The 23387-nt window shown below is 70.4% G+C and carries 27 protein-coding genes; 20 read left to right on the top strand and 7 right to left on the bottom strand.

Annotated features, from left to right (window positions below; genetic code table 11):
- The first annotated feature begins 12 nt into the window (after positions 1-12).
- The gene (locus tag C475_RS08275) at positions 13-1011 is read left to right on the top strand and encodes a glutathione S-transferase family protein (RefSeq protein ID WP_006883359.1); all 999 of its coding nucleotides are present in this window, start codon (positions 13-15) and stop codon (positions 1009-1011) included.
- Positions 1012-1051: 40 nt separating this feature from the next.
- Here the strand turns inward: C475_RS08275 and C475_RS08280 are convergent, their stop codons facing one another.
- Positions 1052-2152: a hypothetical protein gene (locus C475_RS08280; RefSeq protein ID WP_006883360.1), complete on the bottom strand. Its 1101-nt coding sequence runs from the start codon at positions 2150-2152 to the stop codon at positions 1052-1054.
- Between the two features lie 229 nt (positions 2153-2381).
- On the opposite strand from C475_RS08280, the gene C475_RS08285 reads away from it, so the two are divergent.
- The 8 genes from C475_RS08285 to C475_RS08320 all read left to right on the top strand — a co-directional run bounded on the left by C475_RS08285 (position 2382) and on the right by C475_RS08320 (position 8370).
- Positions 2382-3350: a beta-ribofuranosylaminobenzene 5'-phosphate synthase family protein gene (locus C475_RS08285; RefSeq protein ID WP_006883361.1), complete on the top strand. Its 969-nt coding sequence runs from the start codon at positions 2382-2384 to the stop codon at positions 3348-3350.
- An 85-nt stretch (positions 3351-3435) separates the two neighbouring features.
- Positions 3436-4278 carry an RAD55 family ATPase gene (locus C475_RS08290; protein WP_006883362.1) on the top strand — a complete coding sequence of 281 codons (843 nt, stop codon included), beginning with the start codon at positions 3436-3438 and terminating at the stop codon, positions 4276-4278.
- Between the two features lie 123 nt (positions 4279-4401).
- Positions 4402-5331, top strand: coding sequence for a hypothetical protein (locus C475_RS08295; RefSeq protein WP_006883363.1), 930 nt, complete (start codon positions 4402-4404; stop codon positions 5329-5331).
- A gap of 4 nt (positions 5332-5335) precedes the next feature.
- Positions 5336-6010: a hypothetical protein gene (locus C475_RS08300; protein WP_006883364.1), complete on the top strand. Its 675-nt coding sequence runs from the start codon at positions 5336-5338 to the stop codon at positions 6008-6010.
- 102 nt (positions 6011-6112) lie between these two features.
- Positions 6113-6436: a transcription factor S gene (locus tag C475_RS08305; RefSeq protein ID WP_006883365.1), complete on the top strand. Its 324-nt coding sequence runs from the start codon at positions 6113-6115 to the stop codon at positions 6434-6436.
- A gap of 252 nt (positions 6437-6688) precedes the next feature.
- Positions 6689-7591, top strand: coding sequence for a hypothetical protein (locus C475_RS08310; RefSeq protein ID WP_049930301.1), 903 nt, complete (start codon positions 6689-6691; stop codon positions 7589-7591).
- A 216-nt stretch (positions 7592-7807) separates the two neighbouring features.
- The gene (locus C475_RS08315) at positions 7808-8032 is read left to right on the top strand and encodes a hypothetical protein (RefSeq protein WP_006883367.1); all 225 of its coding nucleotides are present in this window, start codon (positions 7808-7810) and stop codon (positions 8030-8032) included.
- The gene (locus C475_RS08320) at positions 8029-8370 is read left to right on the top strand and encodes a hypothetical protein (protein WP_006883368.1); all 342 of its coding nucleotides are present in this window, start codon (positions 8029-8031) and stop codon (positions 8368-8370) included. The genes C475_RS08315 and C475_RS08320 overlap by 4 nt, the downstream gene beginning before the upstream one ends.
- Positions 8371-8424: 54 nt before the next feature.
- Here C475_RS08320 and C475_RS08325 read toward each other — a convergent pair whose 3' ends face one another.
- Positions 8425-8685 carry a MarR family transcriptional regulator gene (locus C475_RS08325; RefSeq protein WP_006883369.1) on the bottom strand — a complete coding sequence of 87 codons (261 nt, stop codon included), beginning with the start codon at positions 8683-8685 and terminating at the stop codon, positions 8425-8427.
- Positions 8686-8836: 151 nt separating this feature from the next.
- Here C475_RS08325 and C475_RS08330 point away from each other — a divergent pair, with 151 nt between their 5' ends.
- Together C475_RS08330 and C475_RS08335 are read left to right on the top strand one after the other, a co-directional pair.
- Complete coding sequence (locus tag C475_RS08330) at positions 8837-9295, top strand: SHOCT domain-containing protein (RefSeq protein WP_006883370.1); 459 nt, start codon at positions 8837-8839, stop codon at positions 9293-9295.
- A 107-nt stretch (positions 9296-9402) separates the two neighbouring features.
- Positions 9403-11286 (top strand): receiver/sensor box histidine kinase, encoded by a 1884-nt coding sequence (locus C475_RS08335; protein WP_006883371.1) that lies wholly within the window; start codon positions 9403-9405, stop codon positions 11284-11286.
- Positions 11287-11361: 75 nt separating this feature from the next.
- On the opposite strand, the gene C475_RS08340 is transcribed toward C475_RS08335, so the two are convergent.
- The 3 genes from C475_RS08340 to C475_RS08350 all read right to left on the bottom strand — a co-directional run bounded on the left by C475_RS08340 (position 11362) and on the right by C475_RS08350 (position 13967).
- Positions 11362-12225: a hypothetical protein gene (locus tag C475_RS08340; RefSeq protein WP_006883372.1), complete on the bottom strand. Its 864-nt coding sequence runs from the start codon at positions 12223-12225 to the stop codon at positions 11362-11364.
- Between the two features lie 74 nt (positions 12226-12299).
- Positions 12300-13178 (bottom strand): ZIP family metal transporter, encoded by an 879-nt coding sequence (locus C475_RS08345; protein ID WP_049930304.1) that lies wholly within the window; start codon positions 13176-13178, stop codon positions 12300-12302.
- A 102-nt stretch (positions 13179-13280) separates the two neighbouring features.
- On the bottom strand, positions 13281-13967 hold the full coding sequence (locus C475_RS08350; RefSeq protein ID WP_006883374.1) for an SDR family NAD(P)-dependent oxidoreductase: 687 nt from the start codon (positions 13965-13967) through the stop codon (positions 13281-13283).
- A gap of 138 nt (positions 13968-14105) precedes the next feature.
- Here C475_RS08350 and C475_RS08355 point away from each other — a divergent pair, with 138 nt between their 5' ends.
- The 3 genes from C475_RS08355 to cruF are packed head-to-tail and all read left to right on the top strand — an operon-like array spanning position 14106 to position 17482.
- On the top strand, positions 14106-15659 hold the full coding sequence (locus C475_RS08355) for a phytoene desaturase family protein (RefSeq protein ID WP_006883375.1): 1554 nt from the start codon (positions 14106-14108) through the stop codon (positions 15657-15659).
- 16 nt (positions 15660-15675) lie between these two features.
- Positions 15676-16569, top strand: a complete 894-nt coding sequence (locus tag C475_RS08360) for a prenyltransferase (RefSeq protein WP_006883376.1) — start codon at positions 15676-15678, stop codon at positions 16567-16569.
- Positions 16559-17482, top strand: coding sequence for a bisanhydrobacterioruberin hydratase (gene cruF, locus C475_RS08365; RefSeq protein ID WP_006883377.1), 924 nt, complete (start codon positions 16559-16561; stop codon positions 17480-17482). The genes C475_RS08360 and cruF overlap by 11 nt, the downstream gene beginning before the upstream one ends.
- Before the next feature lie 52 nt (positions 17483-17534).
- Here cruF and C475_RS08370 read toward each other — a convergent pair whose 3' ends face one another.
- Entirely contained in the window at positions 17535-18191 is a 657-nt protein-coding gene (locus C475_RS08370) for an HAD family hydrolase (protein WP_049930329.1), read from the bottom strand.
- Positions 18192-18333: 142 nt separating this feature from the next.
- On the opposite strand from C475_RS08370, the gene C475_RS08375 reads away from it, so the two are divergent.
- The 4 genes from C475_RS08375 (at position 18334) to C475_RS08390 (ending at position 20861) form a co-directional block, all read left to right on the top strand.
- Positions 18334-18606, top strand: a complete 273-nt coding sequence (locus C475_RS08375; RefSeq protein WP_006883379.1) for a DUF7571 family protein — start codon at positions 18334-18336, stop codon at positions 18604-18606.
- Positions 18607-18666: 60 nt separating this feature from the next.
- Positions 18667-19197, top strand: coding sequence for a GNAT family N-acetyltransferase (locus C475_RS08380; RefSeq protein WP_006883380.1), 531 nt, complete (start codon positions 18667-18669; stop codon positions 19195-19197).
- Positions 19198-19297: 100 nt separating this feature from the next.
- On the top strand, positions 19298-19672 hold the full coding sequence (locus tag C475_RS08385; protein ID WP_006883381.1) for a rhodanese-like domain-containing protein: 375 nt from the start codon (positions 19298-19300) through the stop codon (positions 19670-19672).
- Positions 19673-19745: 73 nt separating this feature from the next.
- Complete coding sequence (locus C475_RS08390) at positions 19746-20861, top strand: NADH:flavin oxidoreductase/NADH oxidase (protein ID WP_006883382.1); 1116 nt, start codon at positions 19746-19748, stop codon at positions 20859-20861.
- Between the two features lie 119 nt (positions 20862-20980).
- Here C475_RS08390 and C475_RS08395 read toward each other — a convergent pair whose 3' ends face one another.
- Positions 20981-21934, bottom strand: a complete 954-nt coding sequence (locus C475_RS08395) for an alpha/beta hydrolase (protein ID WP_049930331.1) — start codon at positions 21932-21934, stop codon at positions 20981-20983.
- Positions 21935-22159: 225 nt separating this feature from the next.
- On the opposite strand from C475_RS08395, the gene C475_RS08400 reads away from it, so the two are divergent.
- Both C475_RS08400 and C475_RS08405 read left to right on the top strand, forming a co-directional pair.
- Entirely contained in the window at positions 22160-22816 is a 657-nt protein-coding gene (locus C475_RS08400; RefSeq protein WP_006883384.1) for a phosphatase PAP2 family protein, read from the top strand.
- A 24-nt stretch (positions 22817-22840) separates the two neighbouring features.
- Positions 22841-23311: a metal-dependent hydrolase gene (locus tag C475_RS08405; protein ID WP_152436352.1), complete on the top strand. Its 471-nt coding sequence runs from the start codon at positions 22841-22843 to the stop codon at positions 23309-23311.
- Positions 23312-23387: the final 76 nt, after the last annotated feature.

Raw genomic sequence — 23387 nt, forward strand, 5'->3', positions numbered from 1 at the left:
GGATCGGTAGCCATGAACAAACTCGTCGACGGCGAGTGGCGGACGGACATCGACGAATACACGAACGAGGACGGGGAGTTCGAGCGCGGCGAGACGACCTTCCGCGACCGCGTCGCGGACGACCCCGACGCGCGGTTCCAGCCCGAGGCCGGCCGGTACCACCTCTACGTCTCTTACGCCTGCCCCTGGGCCCACCGGACCCTGTTGATCCGGTCGCTGAAGGGGCTCGAAGACGCCATCTCGGTCGACATCGTCGACCCCTACCGCGACGACGGCGGCTGGCAGTTCACCCCGGACAAAGAGGGCTGCACCCCCGACACCCTCAACGGCAGCGACTACCTCCGGGAAGTCTACCAGGAGGCCGACCCGGACGCGACCTGCCGCGTGACGGTGCCCGTCCTCTGGGACAAACGGGAGGAGACCATCGTCAACAACGAGTCCGAGGAGATCCTGCGCATGCTCGACACCGAGTTCGACGAGGTGGCCGAGCGCGACGTGGATCTGTACCCCGAAGGGTACCGGGAAGAAGTGGACGAGATCATCGAGGGCATCTACGAGCCGATCAACAACGGCGTCTATCGGGCGGGCTTCGCCGGGTCGCAGGCGGCCTACGACGAGGCCGTCGACGAGCTGTTCGCGGCGTTAGACCACTGGGACGAGGTGCTGGCCGACCAGCGCTACCTCGCCGGCGACCGGCTGACGGAGGCGGACATCTGCATGTTCACGACGCTGGTCCGCTTCGACGAGGTGTACCACACTCACTTCAAGTGCAACGTCAAGGCGATCCACGAGTACGACAACCTCTGGCCGTACCTTCGGGACCTCTACCAGACGCCGGGAGTCGCCGAGACGGTGAACATGGACCACATCAAGGAGCACTACTACACGACCCACCCGGACGTCAACCCCAAGCGGCTGATCGCCCGCGGGCCGGACCTGCACTTCGACGGCGAACACGACCGCGACGACCTGCCCGGCAGTCTCCCCACGGAACTGCTGCCGCTCGCCTGAGCCGGTCGAGGGTCGCTCTCTTACCGGCCGAACGGCTCGTTCAGTCGTCCCCGGCAGTCGTCGAAGGCTTCGACAGGTCGCCGACGCGGGCCGCGAGTTCGCGGTCCAGCGGCGAGTCGGGGCGGGTGCGGAGGGCGAGGACGGTGCCGTCGTCGAACGTCGCGGTGACCGTCCGCCGGCGACGTCGGACCGCCTCCATCCCGTCGAACTCGTCGCCGTTGCGGACGGCGTAGACGACCAGCGCGAAGCTCGCGACGGTCGCCAGCGCGAACAGCGGCGGGAGAACGGTGCCTTCGAGCGCGACCAGCGCCGCGAACGGTCCGAGGGCGAGCGCGGCCACCCCCCAGCGACTGAGCGGGTCGTCGCTCGCGCGACCGCGAGCCCGTCGTTCGAGTCCCGCGAGCGCGTCGGCGAGGGAGGCGAGCGGGCCGAACCGACGGAGTCGGTCGGTCAGCGTCTCCCCGTCCGGGGCGATGCCCTCCCGGCGGACGTGGTCGGCGGCGAGCGCGCCCCCGACGGCGGCCAGGGTGAACGACGGCGTCAGCGGGTCGGCGGCCGTCCCGAGGACGCCGAGGAACGCCACCACCGAGCAGAGATAGCCGGCGCCACCGAGCAGTCGGGCGTCGCGGCCGCGCAGACCTACCGTCGCGTCGACGGAGCTGCGGACCGCCGACAGCCGGTCGAGACCGACGCTCAGCAGGCCGTCGTCGGTGACGGCCAGGAGCCGATCGTCGCTGAGACCGACCGCCGCTCGGCCGCCGCGGTCGCCGAGCAGTCTGGCGGCGTCGACGGCCTGCAGCGACTCGTCGCGCCGGAGGTGCCGGCGGACGGTCGCGGTCTCCTGACCTCTCGGCGACGAGGGCGCCCACGGTTCGACGGTCGTCGCGCCTTCGAGGGCGGCCGCCAGCCGGCCGGCGTCGCGCTCGTCGCCCTCGTCGCTGGCTGCGTTCTCGCGGTCACCGCTGTCGGTTCCGGACGGCGAACTCCGGGGGGTCAGCGGCGACTCGCGGCCGGCGGTCGTCGCCTCGGTCACGGACAGATCGGTGTCGTCACCGCCCCCGGCCGTCGGCGACGCCGACTCCCCGCGGTTGTCGCGAACGGACTCGTCCCGGCCGTCGCCGGGCGGTCGCTGCTCACTCATGCCCACGTCTACGACGGCCGTACCGGATTGTAAATGGCGGCTTATCGACCGGATACCGCCGTTCGCGGCGGCTCGGCGACACCGGTTCGCCCCGGGAGTCCCGAGGATGTCGGTGCCACCGACACCGGTGGCGCCGTCGGCGTCAGCGACACCAGCGGGGCCGTCACGGGCTCCGGCGACGACGGCCGCTGTCGAAAGGCCGTAGGAGCGGGGCGACTTCAGTGAGGGTATGACCCGGGTCACGGTCGGCGGGCGCATCCACGTCGGCTTTCAGAACCTCTCGCTGGCACACGAACGCCTCTACGGCGGCGTCGGCCTCGCGCTCGCCGAACCGCGACTCGACCTGCGCGCCGAACGGGCCGAGGCCGTCGACTGCGACGACGACGCGGCGCGGCCGTACGTCGAGCGGGTCGTCGACCACCTCGACGTGCCCGGGGCGGCCGTCAGCGTCGACGAGCGCCTGCCCCGCCACGCCGGCCTGGGCAGCGGGACCCAGTTCGCGCTCGCCGCGCTCGTCGCCGTCGCCGGGGCCTACGACCGCGACGTCGACCCGCGCGAGCGCGCCCCGGCGCTGGGCCGCGGCGGCCGCAGCGGCATCGGCGTCGCGACCTTCGAATCCGGCGGGTTCGTCGTCGACGGCGGTCACCCGACAGAGCGGTTCACCACGGCGCCGCCGGCGGAGGGCGAGTGGGCCGTCCCGCCGGTCGTCGCGCGCCACGACCTGCCCGAGTCCTGGCGGTTCGTCCTCGCGATCCCGGACGCGGGACCCGGCCGGAGCGGCGACGAGGAGGACGAGAGCATGCGTTCGGTCGTCGAGCGGGCAGACCCCGGCATCGCCGAGGACATCGCGCTGGTGGTCACCCAGCAGTTGCTCCCGGCGGCCGCGACGGGCGACCGGGCGGCGTTCGGCGACGCCGTCGCCCGGCTCGGCCGGCTCAACGGCGCGTGGTACGCCGACGAACAGGGCGGCGTCTACCGGCCGCCCGCGGGGGCGATCATCGACGCCCTCTCGACCCACCCGGCGGTCGCCGGCGCGGGCCAGTCCTCGTGGGGACCGACCGTCTACGCGCTGACCGACGCCGACTACGCCGAGGACGTGGCCGACGCGGCCCGAGCGGCGCTGTCCGACGCGGCGGGCGGGGGCCGCGTCGTCGTCGCCCGCCCGCGGGCCGACGGTGCGACGGTCGCGGACGCCTGACGGCTGTCGGAGGCGCCGAGCCGCCGTTTCAGCGAGCGAGAATGGCGGGGCAACTGGTAAACGGGCGGGGCCGAGTAGTGGTCGCATGGACCGGATACCGTTCGGGGTCCGCCAGCTCGACACGACCCTCGGCGGCGGGGCGCCGACGGGCAGCGTCGTCCTCGTGGCGGGCGAGGGCGGCGCGGGGTCGCGGGAGTTCCTCCAGACGAGCACGCTGTTGAACGCTCTCGCCGAGACCGACCCGGAGTTACACGACCTCTACTACGGCGACCTGGCCGCCGAGGCGAACCCGCCCGAAGAGGTCCACTTCATCTCCTTCACCGCCGGCGAACGGCGGTTCGCCCGGGAGGTCGGGGCCACGATGGAGCCGGAGATCGTCGACGCCGGCATGGAGGCGGTCCGCTATCACGACCTCTCCGAGCAGTACTTTCACCAGAGCCCGGTCCCCCGGGACTGGTACGCCGACGCGACCGCCGACATCCGCGACATGCGGGCCCGTCAGGAGCGAGACGACATCCTCGGCGAACTGGGGAGCCGGCTGAGCGAACACGCGCCCGGAAACCTGGTCGTCATCGACTCGATCAGCGACCTCGTCAGCACCGCCGGCCGCGACCAGAACCTCGACTGGACGGACGTGGCCTTCCTCGTCAAGGGGCTCCAGAAGGGCGCCGACCAGTGGAACGGCGTCATCCTCGTCCACGTCAACCAGGAGACCGTCTCGCAGACCGAGTACGGCCAGCTCGTCGACGGCGTCGACGGCACCCTGGAGTTCCAGTGGGCCAGCGGCGGCTCCACCCGCGCGCGAACGCTCGTAGTCAAGCAGTTCCGGGGCGTCCTCTCGGCGCTCGACAGCGAGAACATCGTCCAATTCGAGACGGAGGTCGGCGACGGCGGCTTCGACATCAGCGACGTACGCAAGATCCGATAACCGGAACCCGTCCGCGTTTTTCGCGATATCAGCCACGAACGACGGTCTCGACCGCTCATCTCAGTTCGATTTTCGAGAATCGGTGGCAAACCCTTAACTTCCTACTCGCGCCAGAGGAACGTAATGGCGAGCGAGTCGTCGGACGACGCCGGCGTGTCCGTGGCCCTGCCCGCGGACGTAGAGGCCTGGCTGGACCGCAAGGCCGCCGACCTGGGCGTCGACCGGGAGGCCGTCGTCGTCCAGTTACTCGCATCTTACCGCGCCGCCGAGGAGTTCGGCGACGAGGACGTGGCCGCCGCGGTGGGCGCCGACGTCGAGGACGACGTACGGGACGTGATCGCCGAGCGACTGCCCGACATCGCCGACGCCGTCGCCGACCGCGTCGACGACGGGAGCGAGGACCTCGACGCCGTCGAGGAGGGGCTGTCGGCGGAGATCGACCGCGTCGAGGCGGAGTTCACCGACAAGATACAGGACGTGCGCGACCGGGTCGTTCAGGTGAAACGGGAGGCCGACGACAAGGCCGACGGCGACCACACCCACCCGGAGTTCGGCGAACTCGCGACGCTCTCGACGGCCGTCGACGACCTGGAATCGTCGCTCTCGGCCCTCGAATCGCGGGTCGACGAGGCCACCGACGCGGCCGACGACGCCGAACGGCGCGTCGACGCGCTCGACGACCGCGTGAGCGAGATCGAGCGGGCGACCGACCGGCTCGACGAGGTCGAGGAGCGCCTGCAGACGGTGGCCTGGGTCGTCAGCGACCTCCGGGAGGCCGAGCAGGCCCGCTCGACCGGCACCGACGCCATCGACCGGTTGAAAGCCACCGCCGCGGAACTCGACGTGGACCGGGCGGTCTGCGAGAACTGCTCGCAGGCCGTCGACATCGCGCTGTTGCACGAGCCCAGATGCCCCCACTGCGACGCGACCGTCAGCGACGTGGCGCTGCCGGGCGGCCTGTTCGGCAAGCCGAAGCTGACCGTCGCGCGCAAGCTCGAGGCCGGCGACGACACCGACCGTACGAACGTCCCCGACGCGGCCGACGGGAGCTGATAGCGTGAGCGACGACCCCGATACCGGCGAGCCGGACGGCGACGACGCCCGCGGCGACCCGTTCGATTCGTTCGACGAGTACCGCGACCGCGAGGGCGACCCGTTCGGATCGCTGGGCGACGACCCGGCCGGGGACGTTGCGACGGGAAGCGACGACGGCGGGACCGGGGACGCCGACGCGTCCCCGACACCGGCGTCGGCCGACGACTCCGCGGCGTCGGAGTCGACCGACGCGGCCGACCCCGACCCCTTCGAGTACATGGGCGACCGCGGCGGCGGAAGCGAGCGGGAAGACCGGGGCGACGAGCGCGGCGATGGCCCGCTCGCGGACGTGACCGTGTCCGACGAGGACCCCTTCGAGTCGTCGGCGAGCGCCTTCGAGCGCTCCGGCGCCGAGGGGATCGACCCCGACGAGGTGTGGGACCGACTCACCGCCGAGCCCGACGCAAGCGAGGGCGCCGACGCCGTCGGCGACCGCTCGGACAGCGACGAGGACGACGATATCGTCACGGTGTCGAAACACGGCTACTGCGAGGGCTGTGAGCACTTCTCGGCGCCGCCCGACGTGGCCTGCGGCCACGAGGGAACCGACATCCTCGAGTTCGTCGGCGTCGACAGCGTCCGGGTGAGCAACTGTCCCGTCGTCGACGAGCGGCGGGAGCTCGAAGACGACGCCTGACGGGTGGCGACGAGGCGGGCGGTGACGGGCGGAGCGGTCCGAACGATCCGGCCGGTGAGAGCGAGGTATACTTACGCCCGGACCGTCAACGGGTGTGGTACCATGCAGTTCTGCGACGACTGCGGTTCGATGATGCACGCCGACGGCGACGAGATGGTCTGCAAGAGCTGCGGCGCCACCGTCGGGAAGGACGACGACCTGGCCGACCAGTTCGTCAGCACCGCCGAGCAGTCGGGCGAAGAGGTCGTCGAGACCGAGGAGGGCGCGAACTTCGAGGGCAAGCCAAAGGACAAGAGCGTCAACTGCGACGACTGCGGCAACGGCGTCGCCTGGTACACCATCAAACAGACCGGCTCCGCCGACGAGCCGCCGACGCGCTTCTTCAAATGCACGGAGTGTGGCCACCGCTGGCGGGAGTACAACTAAGGCCGCCGAAGACCGACACTTTCGACGGGCATTGGTCTCGAGACGGTCGACAGACCGTCCCGATCGAGGCCACGGAAGGAGGGCCCTGGATCACATAGCTTCGTCTCGATCGGATCGGTAAAGGTCGAGTTTCAGAAACCGATACCGCTACAGGCGGTGCGAGATCGAACGGAATTGCCCGCATAACCAGCCAAACGGCCAACAGCTACGGGATCACTGGGAACTATATTATCATAGACTATTTATCTAGTAATGAATAAATGGGCAGTGGGCCGACGTGAGTTCATTTCGACTACCTCGTTAGCCGCACTGGGCGGGTTAGCGGGCTGTGGCTCGAACGATTCGACGGGTTCGGATTCGACCCGCACGCCGACCAGCACCCCGGAGCCGACCACGGGGGGCGTGATAGAGTCGTTCGACGATATCTATACCGTGGGTACCTATGAACAACCCGATGAATCCGGGTCGATAGAAGACATCCAATACGCCGGGCGGGGTTCGTTCCCCCTCCTCGTGACACACACTGCGCAAGTCGACTACACGATAGATCTGAGCGTGCAAGAGGGGTACGAGACTGTCCCCCTCAACGTGTATCTCGTCGACGCGGACAACTATATCAAATTACAGCAGGAGGAGGAGTTCGAATCGATCGACGAGGGCAGTAAAGAGCCGGTCACCGACACGGAGACGTTCTCTTTCACCGTCCCCGCCGGACTCTACTACCTGGTGTTCGGGAGCAGTGAGGTCGGCCGAGAGTCGACGTTCGACATCGACTACACCGCTCGTCAGTATCTAAACTCCAACACGGACTGCAGTAGCTCTCAAATAAATGTCGGTCATCTGAGTATAGAGTACACGGACTCCCTGTTTAACGTCGAGCGCTGGAATCTTCGCTCCCACATCCAGTACGACGGTGAGGCGGAAACGGAGTACGAGCTACACCTGAGACTGCTGAGTTCCGACAGTGAAACAGTAGTCAGCCAGACCCAAAGTCAAATCGAAGATTGCGAGACCAACTTCGTCTATTCCGACGAGAAGTCGCTCAACATCGTCGAAAACGGGGAGAAGATCATGGCCGAAATCGAGATACGCGACGAAAGCAGCGGCGAGGTTCTCGCCGAACGGACCCAAGAAGTCGAGAGCGTACTCTGGTAGACCGGATCCGAGCGTCACGTAGCTTCGAACCGAGGGAAATCTTCCCGTTTGGTCGCGGATCTTCGGGGTTCGAAGGGCGTGGCCACCGCTGGCGCGAGTACAACTGAGTCGAGCGGTCCAGCGGAGCCTGGGGGCGCCGGGCCGACGTGCGTGGGGCCGCCCGGGTCGCGCAACCGTACGAGGGTATATGTCAGACCAGCCCAAAACTGGCGTGGGATGAGTTCGAACGATACCACAGCGGCGGAGTCGACGGTCGACGAGACGACGACGTGGCCCGAGCTGGCGATCGGCCTCTACGAACGACTGACAGGGAGAGGGGCGGCGATCACCTACGAGTTCGAGGACATGGAGGTCGACGTGCCGAGCAAGGCGGGCGAGGGCGCCGACCACGCCCACTGGCGCGTCGACGGCACGCTGCGTATCACGACCGAAGAGGAGTGACGGGGACAGCGCTGGCCGTCGACGCCGAGCTGGTCGTCGAGAACGGCGGGCGGAGCTACCGCGTCTGGAGCGAGGGCGACAGGCTCGTCCTCGACGCGCCCTCGCTGACCGCGTTGCGGGCGCTCGGGACCGTCCGGGACGCGCTCCCGCCCGGCGTCGCACCCGACGACCGGCTGACCGAAGCGGGACTGACGGTCGAACTACAGGTGCGCCGAGCGCCCGTCGCGTCGCTGGGCGAGGGCGTCGTGGGTGACCCGCTCGGCAGGGAACTCACCGGCGCGGACGCGGCCGTGAACCCGCTCGGCGTCCTCACGGCGGCCGTTCGCGCGCTCGGGTGACGCAGGCGGCGGCCGACTGCGTTCGACTGGCGACCGGGCGCCGACGGCGTCCCGTTATCGCGCGGTCGCGTCCGGACCGACCGTCCAGTAGGCGCCGCGGTGGCGGACCAGGTCTCGGTCTTCGAGGCGCGCGAGAACGACGCCGACGCTGCCGCGGGGGACGCCGGTGCCCTCGCAGATCTCGGCGGGCGTGAACGCCTCCTCGCGGCGCTCGGTGAGGTGGGCGAGCACGCGGTCGGCGTTCTCGGTGCCCGCCGCCGGGGGGCGGAGTTTGGGCTCGGGCGTCTCCTCGAACTGGTCGATACTGATGGGCATGGGCGTCTCTACGGCGGCTGCGAGCATAGCGCTATCGCCCTTCAGGGGGCGGGAGACGCGCCTCGATTCGGCGGCGGGACGCGCCGCTGGGGTCGTCGACCGGCCGCGGTCGTCCCCGAAAATTATACTGCCCCAGCCGGTAGCCTCGGACATGAGCGACGAGCCGAGCGAGGAGGTGGACGACCCCATGGAGGCGCTGGTCGGGATCGTCGCGGTCGCGACGCTCCCGCTGGCGGCGCTGGCAGCCATCTTCGTCGGCGGGGATGCGCCCGCAGTCGTCGCCATCGTCGGGTGGTTCTTTCTCGTGCCGGTGCTGGCAATCCTCTCCCAGTACGTCGACCTGCGCGAGTGGCTCGGCGAACGGCGCGGACGGACTCGACCGACCGACGCGACCCGGGAAGACGAACGGGACGGCGAGGACGACGCCCTCCACCGACTCCGGGAGCGCTACGCGGCCGGCGAGATCGGCGACGCCGAGTTCGAGCGTCGACTCGAACGGCTGCTGGAGACGGAGGGCGTCGAGGTGCCCGACGGCGTCGATCCGGCCGGCTCCGCCGGGGCGGGCATCGACCTGTCGGCCGACCGCCAGCGCGAACGCGAGCGGGAGTGAGTCGGTCGACTCGGCGCCGGGTCCGGTCTCGCGCATCCGAGCGAGACCGTTCTCTCGGTTGATACTCTCCCAAAACCGTTATAACCAGTCTGTCCATTGAATCGTTGATGAGTCGGTCGTCACCGAACCCGATCCGGGTCCTCCACGTCGACGACGACCCAGAGTCCGTCGAACGGGTCGCCGCCGTCGAGACGGCGAACGAGCGATTCACCGTCGAGGCGGTGTCCGGGCCCGACGAGGGACTGGACCGTCTCGTCGACGGCGAATTCGACTGCGTCGTCTCCGAGTACGACTTGGAGGGACGCGACGGCGTCGCGCTCCTCGAAGCCGTCAGAGCGGACCACCCGGAGCTCCCCTTCGTCCTGTTTACTGACGAGGGAAACGAGGCAGTGGCCAGCGAGGCGATCTCCGCGGATATCACCGACTACCTCCGGAAAGGGACCGTCGCCGACGGCTCGACCGAGCTGACCGAGCGGATCGAGGCCGCCGTCGAGTCCGCCCGCGAGGGGCGGGCCCGTCGCCGTCGCCTCCGGGCGATCGACGACGCCGAGGAAGGCATCGGAATCATCGAAGCGGACGGGACCTACAGCTACGTCAACGAAGCGTACGCCGACCTCTACGGCTACGAGCCCGAGGAGATGGTCGGTGAGTCGTTCACTGTCACGTACCCCGACGGGGCGCTGGAGACGGTCAGGGCGGACGTGATGCCGGCCGTCGAGGGGACGGGGTTCTGGCGCGGCGAGACGACCGGGGTCCGAGCCGACGGTACGACCTTCGTCGAGGACCACACGCTCGCCAAGGCCGACGGGGAGCGGCTCGTCTGCAGCGTCTTCGACAAGACCGACCGCGGGGGCAACGAGGACGCCATCGAGGGGATCCACACCACCGTCCGCGAGCTCATGGAGGCGACGACCTTCGAGGCAGTGGCCGAGACGGCCGTCAGGGCCGTCCGGGACGTCGTAGGTCTGCCGAACAACGCGGTCCACCGCTACGACGAGGAGAGCGAGGCGCTCGTCCCGGTCGCCTGGACGGACGAGGCGGAGCGACTGCTCGGCGAGGTCCCGCCGATCCCGCGCGGCGGCGGGCTCGCGTGGGACGCCTTCGAAGACGGTGAACGCCGGGTCTACGACGACGTCTCGACGGTGTCCGGGCGGCTCACCGAGGAGACGCCGATCCGGAGCGAAGTGATCTTTCCGCTGGGCGACCACGGCGTCCTCCTCGTCGGGACCACCGAACCCGACGCCTTCGAACGGACGGACGTCACGCTGGCCGGGACGTTCGCGGTTCACGCGACCACGGCGCTCGACGGCATCCGTTCGGAGCGCGAACTCCGCGCGGAGCGGGAGGTGCTCGAACAGCAGAACGAGCGCCTCGAACGGTTCGCGGGCATCGTCAGTCACGACCTGCGGAATCCGCTGACCGTCGCACAGGGCCGGCTCGAACTGCTCGCCGAGGACTACGACGAGGAACACGTCGCCGCCATCCGGCGGTCCCACGACCGGATGGAGGCGCTGATCGAGGACATCCTGACGCTCGCGAGGGAGGGCGAGGGGGCGACCGAGGCGGAACCGGTCGACCTCGCCGACGCGGCCGCGGAGTGCTGGACGCACGTCGAGACGGCCGAGGCGACGCTCGCAGTCGAGGCGACGGCGACGGTCCGGGCCGACCCCGGTCGGCTCCAGCAGTTACTGGAGAACTGCGTCCGCAACGCGGTGGAACACGGCGCGACGAGCGCCGACGGGGCCAGCGACCTGACGGTCACGATCGGCGACTTCGAGGGCGGGTTCTACGTCGCCGACGACGGGCCCGGGATCCCCGAGAACGAACGCGATCGGGTGTTCGAGGCCGGGTTCTCCAGTGCCGACGACGGCACCGGCCTGGGGCTGAACATCGTCGCCGGCATCGCCGAGTCCCACGGCTGGGACATCGACGTGCGCGAGAGCGAGGCCGGCGGCGCGCGGTTCGAAGTGACCGGCGTCGAGACCGTCTGAGACACGGTGTCGACGCGAACGCTCGTGCAGACCGGTGTCTCTGAGCGCGACGCCCGCGAGCGACGGCGTCGCCGGTCACTCCGCGGCGTCGGCCGCGAGGCCGGACGGTCCGGGGGCTTCGTCGGTGAGGCTCCAGACCAGTGCGGCGGCCGCGGCCAGGACCATCGCCGCGACGCCGACGAGCACGAACGCGGTGATCACCTCGTCGGCGAGGAAGACGGGGCTGCCGTCGGGCGGCTGCGGCGGAAGGGACTCCGGCGGCGGGACCATATCGGTCACGCCGATCGACTCCGGTCGGACGTAGCTCCACGGCGGGACCGCGAGCAGGGCCGCCGCGAGGAACCAGACGGCGTGGGCCCGGAGCCAGCCCAGCGGGGCGCGAACGAGCAGTAGGTACGCGCCGAGGGCGACGGCGAAGAAGGGGAGCGCGGCGAGCGACCAGTACCCGAGCAGGGCCGTGGCCGCGAAGCCCGCGAACACCGAGACGCCGCCGACGGTCGCCAGGCGACTCGGGAGTCCCTCGCGGTCGTGCGAGCGCCGTTCGAACAGCCCGCAGGTCCCGCTCGCGACGAGGAAACCGCCGGGGACGAGGGCGATCCAGGCCCACGGACTGGCCGGGACGACGAACGCCCAGCCGACGAGCGCGGCCATCGCGCACGACTGCGCGCCGACGAGCGCGTGCGAGCGTGCCCTGCCCGACCACCAGCAGACGGTCACGCCGAGCGTGACGGGGATCGAGAGGAGGTACGCGCTCCACTGGGCGAGCGTCGGGCAGTCCGCGGCCGCGCAGTAGAGCGACGGCGCCCAGAGGACGGACGGGCCGGCGGCTCGGGCATAGAGCAGCGGCGCCAACAGTCCGAGCGTGACGAGGGCGAGCCCCCAGCCGACCCGACGGCCGTAGTCCGGGTCGCTCGGCCGATGGACTGGGGGCGAGACCATGTCGCGGGTTTGTGTCGACGGCGAAAAAAGCGTAGTGGCGGTCGAAGGGCCGAGCGTGCGGGACCGTCCGCCGGTCAGGGCGAGACGGCGACCCAGGCGACGACGACGACCGCGGCGCCGACGACGGTGCTGCCGACGGCGTGGACCCGCAGTCGGTCCAGCAGCTCGTGGGACTCCTCGTGGAGCGAACACACCTGGTCGATCTCCGAGCCGGCGTCGCAGACGGGGAGGAAGTCCATGGCCACGTGGAGGAAGATGCCGGCGGCGAAGCCGAAGACGACGGCGTTGAGCGCCGCGATCTCGGGGACCGGGAGCGCGGCCGTCGGGATGGCGGTGATGCCGACGCCGGCGGCCGGGAGGAGGAGCGCGGAGACGGGCTTGCCGTTGCGACGCAGGCGACGGGCGGCGGCGTAGCCCGCGGGGCCCTTGTGCGAGACGATGGCGAGCCCGAGCAGCAGGCCGAGCGTCGGCATCGAGCCGTAGACGAGACCGATTATCAGGCCGGCCGAGAGGGCGTGGGCGGTGATCTGGGCGGTCGTCACGTCCATCGGGAGGTCGCGGTGCGTGAGTCGATGGCCGATAACGTGGCCGCTGTACCCGACGACGATCCCCGCGGCGATGCCGATGCCGCCGACCTGGGGCGCGATACCGCCGTTGCCGGCGATCCCGATAGCCTGCGGGACGAGGAACATCGCCGCACTGGTCACCATCGCGCCGCTGGCGAGCCCGTAGCCCCAGACGAGCCGCTTGGGGTCCGTCTCCGTCGCCCGCGCGCCGAGGTACGTCCCGGCGGCCATCGCCGCGAACGCCACCCACCCGACGATCAGCACTTTCCACGTCTCGGCCAAGACCGCCGCGACCGACAGCCCCACCAGGACCGCGACGCCCGCACCGCCGACCAGCGAGAGCCGCCCGCCTCCGTTATTAACATCCATAGACTCGTTAATACTCATTGTTTAGCAACACGGGGGTTGTTGTTAATAAGACTGTCGCTCGGGACCGAAAGCGGCCGGAGAGCAGGGCGAGAGCGGGTGGGCGCGGGTAGCTGTCGGGCGTCAGGCTTCGCGCATCGCGCGGCGGTCGAGGACCGAACCGTCGAGTCGGTCGGGGTCGGCGTCGCGAGTTGCCCACAGGACGAGATCGGCGGCCCGCTCGGGGTCGGTGCCGCGGCCGCCCGTGAGATCCGTCGCGACGGCGCCGGGGTCGACGACGGCCGCGGGCCACTCGGTGTCGGCGGCGAACTGACGGACGAGGGCCTCGGCGGCGGCCTTCGAGACGGCGTAGGCGCCGAACCCCTCGCGGGCATCGCGGGCGATCCCCCCGGAGAGCGCCAGCAACCGCGCATCGTCGGCGAGGTGCGGGCGGGCCTCGCGGAAGGTCGCGAAGACGCCGCGAGCGTTGGTCCGCACCGCGTCGTCGAACGCCCCGTACGATTCGCGGTCGACCGGCGTCTCGCCGGCGTCGCCGTGGTAGACGCCGGCGTTCGCGACGACGACGTCGACGGTCCCGCCCTCGCGAGCGGCGGTTTCGACCAGCCGCTCGACGTCGAACTCGTCGCGCACGTCGGCTCGCTGGGTCGTGATCGCTCCGCCGGACTCGCGGACCGCTTCGGCCAGGTCGTCGAGCGCGTCGGCGTCGCGGGCGCACGTGACCACGTGCGCGCCGGCGTCGGCGAACGCCTCGACCGTTGCCCTGCCGATCCCGCGCGTGCCGCCCGTGACGACGACCGTCTGTCCGTCCATACCGCGCCGTTGGGACGGGTCCGTCATGAGCGTCCCGGCGGACCGACGGTGCGGGCGGCGAGGGGAAACACCGCGAGATCCACAGACCGCACCGGTTGGGCACCCCCTTTTTCACGGGTCGGGCCCGATATCCGTGTAATGGCAGGTCTATCGGGACGGGCGGACGGCGAGTCGGTGACAGTCGTCGGCGGCGGCGTCGGCGGCCTCTCGACGGCGGCGTACCTCGCCGACGCCGGCGCGGACGTGACGCTCGTGGAGAAAAACGACCAGCTGGGCGGCCGAGCCAGCCGCCTCGAAGCCGAGGGCTTCCGCTTCGACATGGGTCCCTCGTGGTACCTCATGCCCGACGTGTTCGAGCGCTTTTTCGGCCACTTCGGGAAGGCCCCGAGCGACTACTACGAACTGGAGCGGCTCGACCCCCACTACCGGATCTTCTTCAAGAACGAAGGGCCCGCAGCGGGCGACGGCGAACAGATCGACATCGCGGCCGACCGGTCGAAAAACCGGGAGCTGTTCGAGTCCATCGAACCCGGCGCGGGCGAGGCGTTCGACGAGTACCTCGCGACCAGCGAACGCCACTACGAGACGGCGATGGAGAAGTTCGTCTACGAGGACCGCTCGAAGCTCCGGGACTGGGTGGACCTCGACGTGATGCGCGCGGCGCCCATCGGGATCAAGCTCATGCGCTCGATGCAGGGCCACGTGGACAACTACTTCGAGAACCCCAAGCTCCAGCAGATCATGCAGTACACGCTGGTGTTTCTGGGCGGCTCGCCCCGCAACACGCCGGCGCTGTACAACATGATGAGCCACGTCGACTTCAACATGGGCGTGTACTACCCCGTCGCGAACGAGGCCGACGACGAGGGGAACCACCCGGGCGGCATCGGCATCGTCGTCGACGCGTTCGTCGACCTCTGCCGTGAACTCGGCGTCGACTTCGAGACGGGCGTCGAGGTCGACGAGATCACCCGGCGCAAGCGCGGGTTCCTCGTCGTCGACGAAGCGGGCGAGGAGCGCCGACCCGACCGCGTGGTCGTCAACGCCGACTACGCCCACGCCGAGCAGGAGTTGCTGCCCGAACACGAGCGGCAGTACGACGCCGGCTACTGGGACGACCGCACGTACGCCCCCTCGGCGTACCTCCTCTATCTCGGCGTCGAGGGCGACGTGCCCGAACTGGCCCACCACACGCTGGTGCTCCCGGACGACTGGGACCCGCACTTCGCGGAGATCTTCGACGACCCCGCCTGGCCGGACGAGCCGGCCTACTACCTGTGTGTCCCCTCGAAGACCGACGACACGGTCGCGCCGGAGGGCCACAGCAACCTGTTCGCCCTCGTGCCCATCGCGCCCGGGCTGGAGGACTCGCCCGCACAGCGCGAGCGCTTCCGGGAGCAGATCCTCGACGACGTGGCCGAGCACGCAGGGACCGACCTCCGGGACCGCATCGTCTTCGAGGAGGAGTTCTGCGTCTCGGACTTCGTCGACCGCTACAACGCGACGCAAGGGACGGCGCTGGGGCTCGCCCACACTCTCCGCCAGACCGCGCTGCTGCGGCCGCCGAACCGCTCGGACGCCGTCGACGGTCTCTACTTCACCGGGTCGTTCACGACGCCGGGGATCGGCGTCCCGATGTGCCTGATCAGCGGTCAGCACACCGCACAGGCGCTCGTCGATGACGTGAACTAAAGCCGCTCGACCGAGTATGTCCGACGACGCGATGGCCTCGCTGACCGCCCGCCTCGGCTCGCTCGCGCCCCCCGACACCACCGTCGGGTATCTCCTGCGCCTCTCCCGGCCGCGCTTCTGGCTGTATCTGGCCGGCCCGGCGATGGTCGGGACCGTCTTCGCCGCGACGACGACCGCCGACCTGTTCACGCCGCTGACGGTCGGCCTCGCCCTCTACTTCCTGCTCCCCGCGAACGTCTTCCTCTACGGCGTCAACGACGTGTTCGACGCCGATATCGACGAGGAGAACCCGAAGAAGGAGGGCAAGGAAGTGCGTTACCGGGGGGACCGCGCCGTCGTCGCCGCGGTGCTGGCGGGCGGCGTCCTCGGGATCGCGATACTGCCGCTCCTGCCGACGGAGGCCGTCTTCGCGATGCTGGCCTTCCTCGCGCTGTCGGTCCAGTACAGCGCGCCGCCGTTCCGGTTCAAGACGACACCGTTCCTCGACTCGCTGTCGAACGGGCTGTACGTCCTCCCGGGCGTCGTCGCCTACGCGACCGTCGCCGGCGCGTTCCCGCCGACGCTGGCCGTCGTCGGCGCGTGGCTGTGGACGATGGCGATGCACACGTTCTCGGCCGTCCCGGACATCCGACCGGACCGCGCGGCCGGCATCCGGACGACCGCGACCGTCCTCGGCGAGGGGGCCACCTACGCCTACTGCGCGGTCGTCTGGGCGAGCGCCGCCGCGGTGTTCTGGACGGTCCACCCCTACTGGGGCGGCCTGCTCGCCGTCTACCCGGTCTTCACCGCCGCCGTCGCGCTGACAGACGTGTCGGTCGACCGCGCCTACTGGTGGTTCCCCGTCCTGAACACCGCCGTCGGGACGCTACTGACGATGGGTGGCCTCTGGGTGATCGTCTATGGCGCCTGACTGGGTCGAGTCGTCCGGCTGGCCCGCGCCCGGCGCGCTCGACCGCGACAGCGTCGAGGCCCGCCTCGACCGGCTCGTCCGGACCAACCGCTTCACCATCGCCGTCGTCTTCCCCGTCACCGGCGCCGTCCTCCTGCTCGCCAGCGCGCTCGGGTGGTTCGCCCCCGCGGTCGAGGCGCTCCCGCCGGCGCTCGCGGATCCGCTCGCGTGGGTGCCCGACGCGCTGGCGTTCAACCCCTGGCTCGTCCTCGTGGGCGTCGCCGTGATGCGCCTGCCGCTCGTGGCGGGGGTCGCGCCGCTGGTCGACCGGAAGGCGACCGCGGCGTTGCTCGCGCTCGCGGCCTACGCGTACGGGATCGAGTTCGTCGGCGTCACGACGGGGTGGCCCTACGGCGCCTTCGAGTACGGCGTCGCCCTCGGCCCGATGGCCGGCGGCGTCCCGCTCGCGCTGCCCGTGTTTTTCTTCCCGCTCGTACTCAACAGCTACCTGCTCTGCCTGCTGTTGCTGGGCGATCTGGCGCGCTCGCCGTGGGTTCGCCTCCCGGTCGTCGTCGCGACGGTGGTCGGGATCGACCTGGTGTTGGACCCGGGCGCCGTCGCGCTGGGGTTCTGGGCGTACGACGGCGGCGGCGCCTTCTACGGCGTCCCCTGGAGCAACTACGCCGGCTGGGTCCTCTCGGCGACCCTCGCCGTCGGCGCTTTCGACTGGGGGCTGGACCGGGCGGCGCTGCTCGCGCGGCTGGACGACTGTCCGTTCATGCTCGACGACATGGTGAGCTTCGTGATCCTCTGGGGCGGCGTCAACGCCGCCTTCGGCAACTGGGCGCCGGTGGCGCTCGCGAGCGTGTTCGCCGCCGGGCTCGTCGTCACCGACCGTTTCGACGTGCCGACGCGGCCGCGGTGGGTGACGTAGTCACTCCGAGCGGGGCGTCGACCGCAAGACGGCGGCGTTGGCCCGCCGCGGGTTAGCCGCAGATATCGTGGAGACGGTCGAGCGAGTCGATGTCCCACGTCGGCCAGACGTTCAGGTCCCAGTCGCTGCGGTGGGGGCGGCGGATGAACGCCGAGTCGATGCCGGCGTTCTCGGCGGCCCGGATGTCGGACTCGTTGTCGCCGACGTACAGCGCCGACTCGGCATCCAGGTCTGAGAGCGCCCGCTCGATGTAGTGGGGGTGGGGCTTCCGGAGGGTGAGGCTCTCGACGGTCGCCTCGCGGCCGTAGGCGGTGTCGAAGTGGGCCCCGAGGTCGAAGTGGTCGAGCAGGAAATCCACCGTCTCCTGCTGGTTCGAGCTGACGATCCCCGTCGCTACGTCGAGGTCCGCCACCGTGTCGATGTCCCCGTAGGGGGTCTTCCGTCCCGCGCGCGCTTCGTCCTGCTGTGCGCCCGAGACCGTGCTGTCGCGGGCGCGCCAGAACTGCGCCGGCTCGAAGCCGTAGGTATCGCAGACGCTGTTCACTTGTTCGGGCGTCGCTCCGATCGTCATGTCCTCGACGTGGTCGGGGTCCGGGTCGGACACACCGAACTGCGCGAACGTCTCCTCGGTCGCCTCCTGGAGGACGTCGAACTGCGTTCGGCCCACGAGGACACCGTCGTTGTCGAATACGACGGTATCGTACGTCATACCCTCCATCTGTGGCCCGCGGCTAAATGGTTTCCGGCCGCGGTATCTCCCGCGAGAGCACGCCCCGCGATGCGTTGCCGGCGAAATACCGCGACGGCGGTAGAACTTTGTGATGGAGTCTCATGGGTGGGTATGTATCGCAATGCAACCGTGCCAAAACTGTCAGGCGGTCATCGACGAGTACACCCTGGACAAACAACTCGAACCCCTACGCGAGCTGACAGTCGACGACTTCAACGTGTGTGGCGACTGCGTGACGATCGCCGACGACGCGTGCGTGGAGTGCGGCGGCGCGGTCTACGTCCCCCGGAGCGCGGACGCCAGACCGGACTTCTGCCCGGCGTGTCGGTCCGACCGCATCGAGCGGACCGGCCGGGACCCCGGTTGGCACCTCGAATCCCCCTCGACGACCTGACGGCGGACGAGGGCCGTTCGAACGGGCGATTTTTTGCCCATCGCTTCCGACAGCCGAGTCATGCCCGGACCGGTCTTCGTCGAGGGCGAGACGGTCGACCTGCGAACCATCGAACGCGAGGACGCCGAGTTCCTCCGGGAACTGTCACACCACCCGCGCGTCCGGGGGTACGCCGGCCCGGACGCGCCGGCCAGCGGCGAGGCCTACGAGTCGGACCTGCTGGATCGGATCGCACGCGACGACGCCGTGGAGTTGCTGATCTGCGACGGCGACCAGCGGGTCGGCGACGTGTCCCTGGCCCCCATCGACGACCGTCGCGGCTGGGCCAACCTCGGTTACGCCGTCCACCCGGACTGCCAGGGCAACGGCTACGCGACCGAAGCGGCGCGGCTGGTCGTCGATCACGGCTTCGACGAGCGTCGGCTCCACCGGATCTCGGCGACCGTCCACGCCGGCAACGAGGCCTCCAAGCGAGTCGTCGAGAAACTGGGGTTCGTCCGCGAGGGCACCAAGCGCGACGACGACTTCGTCGACGGCGAGTACGTCGACCGCGAGGTGTACGCCGTCCTCCGCGAGGAGTGGGACGGGTAGCGCCGACAGTCGATCTCTCGGGCGCCGACCGACGGGCGGCCGACCGCGGCCGGGGTTCGGAGACCCACCAGTTTTGTCCGTACAGAACAAGTCCGAACCGATGAGCGCCATCCGCCCGTCGGAGCTCGCCGCGCGACTCGAATCGGGATCGACCGAGCGTCCGCACGTCCTGGACATCCGCCCGACCGCGGCCTATCGGTCGGACGCGATCGACGGCAGCCGGAACCTCCCGGTGTACGACGAGCTACGGCGGGGTGACGACGAGGCGCTGCTGGACCGACTGGACGAGGTGCCGGACGACCGAGACGTGGTCGTCGTGTGCAAGATGGGCATCGTCGCGAAGAAGGCCACCGCGCTGCTCGCCGACGAGGGATACGATGCGGCGACGCTGCTCGGCGGCATGAGCGGCTGGAACGGTTACCACGAGGGATCGCTGACCTACCGGCTCCGGTCGCTGCTCTGGCGGGTGCGGTAGGTCCCGATCCGAGAAACCGGCGGACGTTGCGCTCGGCGGACGGTATTTCAGCGACCAGCGGCTAGCGAGGGCGATGACGGATCTGTTCGACCCGCTGGAACTCCGGGACACGACCGTCCCGAACCGGCTGATGGTCTCGCCGATGTGCCAGTACTCCTGTGAAGCCCGCGACGGGCGCGCGACCGAGTGGCACCACGTCCACCTCGGCTCGCGGGCGGTGGGCGGCGCCGGCCTCGTGATGGCCGAGGCCACCGCCGTCGAGAAGCGCGGCCGGATCACCCCCGAAGACCTGGGCATCTGGAACGACGACCAGGCCGACGCGCTCGCGCGGACGACGCGCTTCGTGAAAGAACAGGGCGCCGTGCCGGGCATCCAGCTTGCTCACGCCGGTCGCAAGGCCTCGAAGAGTCGGCCGTGGGAGGGGAGCGGTCCCCTGTACCCCGACGACGGCGGCTGGGAGGTCATCGGCCCGAGCGGCGAGCCGTGGCCCTACGAGGACGACGGCGAGCGCGTCGACGGGCCGCCGACACGCGAGATGGACCAGGGCGACATCGAGCAGGTCATCGACTCGTTCCGCAGCGCCGCCGAGCGCGCCCGCGACGCCGGCTTCGAGGTCGCGGAGGTCCACGCCGCCCACGGGTACCTCCTCCACGAGTTCCTCTCGCCGGTGACCAACCACCGCGAGGGCGACTACGGCGGCGACTTCGAGGGCCGCACCCGCCTCACGCGGGAGGTCACCGAGGCGGTGCGGGAGGTGTGGCCCGACGGCAAGCCCGTGTTCGTCCGGATCTCCGGCACCGACTGGTTCGACGACCGCGAGTCGTGGACCGCCGAGCAGTCCGCGCGCCTCGCCGACCGACTCGCCGGGATCGGCGCCGACCTCGTCGACGTGTCCAGCGGCGGGATCGCGCCGGGATCGTGGCCCGAACAGGTCGGCCCGAACTACCAGCTTCCGCTGGCCGAGACGGTCCGGGAGGGGAGCGAGAGCGACATCGCGATCGGCACCGTCGGCGGGATCACGACGCCCGAACAGGCCCAGGCGGTCGTTGCCAACGGCCGCGCCGACCTCGCCATCGTCGGCCGGCAGTTCCTCCGCGACCCGTACTTCGGGCTGCGCGCCGCCGACGCGCTGGAGGCCACCGACGAGGTCACCGGTCCGCCCCAGTACCGGCGCGCGTTCGGGTTCTGAGCGGGCGGGCGGCGAGCCGGAGCGGACGCACCCGGTTCATACGGAGTATTGCAAGCGTTTACCGGGTCGACCGCACGCAGTCGTGCGGTCGATCCCGGAATGTCTTGCGATACTCCGTATCAGTCGTCGACCCCGAACGCCCGTCGCAGGTCCGTCGCGATGTCGTCGACGGCCTCGTGAGCGCGCTCGACGCCCTCGCTTTCCGAGAGCATGCCGACGAACCCGTGGACCATGTCCGGGTAGTTGCGAAAGCGGACCGAGACGCCGTCGCCGACCAGCTGACGGGCGTAGGCGATCCCGCCGTCGCGGAGCGGGTCGAACCCGGCCGTCACGACCGTCGCCGGCGGGACGCCCGAGCGGTCGTCCGCTCGCGAGGGGTCGGCGTAGGGGTTGCGCCGGTGTATCTCGCTGCCGTAGTAGCAGCGGTCGAACCAGCGGATATCGTCCTCGCTGATGACGTACCCGGCGTGTTCTCGCATCGACCGGTGGTCGTCGCGGATCCCCACGGCGGGGTAGATCAGGCTCTGGTAGTCGATCTCGGGACCGTCGCGCTCGGCGGCCATCAGCGAGACCACCGCGGCGAGGGCGCCGCCGGCGCTGTCACCCGCCACGGCCAGCCGTCCGTCGCTGTCGAGGGCATCGGGGCCGGTGGCCGCCCACTCGACGGCTGCGTAGGCGTCCTCGACCGCCGCCGGGAACGGGTGTTCCGGCGCCAACCGGTAGTCGACGGAGACGACTTCACAGCCGCTCTCGGCGGTGAGGTGTCGACAGAGCAGGTCGTGGCTGTCGAGCGAGCCCAGCACGAACCCGCCGCCGTGGTAGAAGACGACCGTCGGGTACGGGCCGGTGTTCGTCGGTCGGTAGCGGCGAATCGGGACCCCGCCGTCCGGGCCGGGGGCCGTCAGGTCGACCGCCGATCCCACCGCCGGCGGGTCGGCGTCCTGCAGCCACAGGCCGAGTCGCTCCAGGAGACGGGCGCCGCGAGCGCCGAGCGTCGACAGCGCGACCGGCTGAAACCGACGGCGCGTTCGCAGCACCGACTGCACGTCCGGGTGGGGTTCGTCGGCGGCCAGTCGCGGCCCGTCGGGGCCGGTCGTCCCGTCGACGTCGACGGTTCGGAGGAACGCTTCGGCGTCCATGACCGGCGGTGACGGACCGACCTGTCAATAGCGTACCGCTCCCGGTCGGGATAGGCAGGTCGAAGTGGGGCCAGCCGTAGAGTTCGCCGTGCGAGTCCGCCGACGGCGCGGGTCGCGACTCGGTCGACGCCCGGACGGGCGGCGCACCATCGATCCACCATGACAGCGATCTCTCACACCATCGGACAGGTCGTGACGGTCGCCGCCCGCGGCGGTCGCTCGGGCGCAGCGGACGGACTGCTGATACCGATCGGACAGCAACTGGCGGCCGACGCCGTCGACGCAGTCCTGGCGGTCGACCGGGCGACCGTCGACCTCGTACTGGCGGTCCGACAGCCGCTGGTGACGAAGTTCATGACTTCCGTCACGGGGATCGGATCGGCGGCCAGCGTCGCGGTCCTGCTCGGACTGTTCTACCTGGCGGGCTGGAAGCGGGAGCTGGCCCTGGCCGGGGTCGCGCTCGTGCCGACCGGGCTCGTCGTCGTGGCGCTGATGGGCGCGGTCCAGCGGCCGTTCCCGCCGAGCCCGGTCTGTCTGACGGGCGACACCGGGATGGCGCCCCACTCGTTCCCGTCGGGCCACGCCGCCGCCGCGACGGTGTACGCGCTGGTCGCGCGCCGGTCGGAGCGCCTGCCGTTCGCGGCCGTCACCGGGCTGGCCGCGCTCGTCGCCGTCTCGCGGATCTACCTCGGTACCCACTACCTCAGCGACACCGTCGCCGGCGTCGCCATCGGCGTCGGGGGGTTCGCGCTCGCGCTCGTCCTGCTCGAACGGTTCGGGGACCGGCTGCCGGTGGCGTTCCCCGGCAACCATTAGGAGCGGGTAGTCCCAAGGGTGAGCGTGTACTTCCTGACGCACCTGGCCGCGGCGGCGCTGGTGGGGCGGTACGCGCGGCTGGCGCCGGCGTGGCTGGTCGCCGGGGCGGCCCTGCCCGACCTCGTGGACAAGCCGCTGGGGACGCTGGGCGTCGTCGACCTCTATCACACTGTCGGGCACACGGCGCTGCTGGCGCCGCTGGCGGTCGCCGTCGCGCTGACCGGTCGCGCCGGCCTCGCGCTCGCGGTCGGCTGGGCCTCGCATCTCTTCCTCGACGCTTTCCACATCGTGATAAACGGCCGCCCCACCGACGCGCTCTTTCTCGTCTGGCCGCTCGCGGTGCCGCCGGACCCCCTCGCACTCCCGCCGGGCGCCTTCTTCCGGTACTACCTCTGGTCGCCGTCCTTCTTCCTGGAGGTCGTCTTCTGGCTCGCGCTGGGCGCGCTCGCCGTCCGGGAACGGCGCGCCGGACGACCGCTGCTGGCCCGGCCGTGAACGCCGTCGTCCGTCCGGGGCGTCCACCGCCGGTGGGACCGCTCGCTGTCGGCGGTAGTTTTACCACTCGGTAAAC

The organism is Halosimplex carlsbadense 2-9-1 (assembly GCF_000337455.1).
Taxonomy (GTDB): Archaea; Halobacteriota; Halobacteria; order Halobacteriales; family Haloarculaceae; genus Halosimplex; species Halosimplex carlsbadense.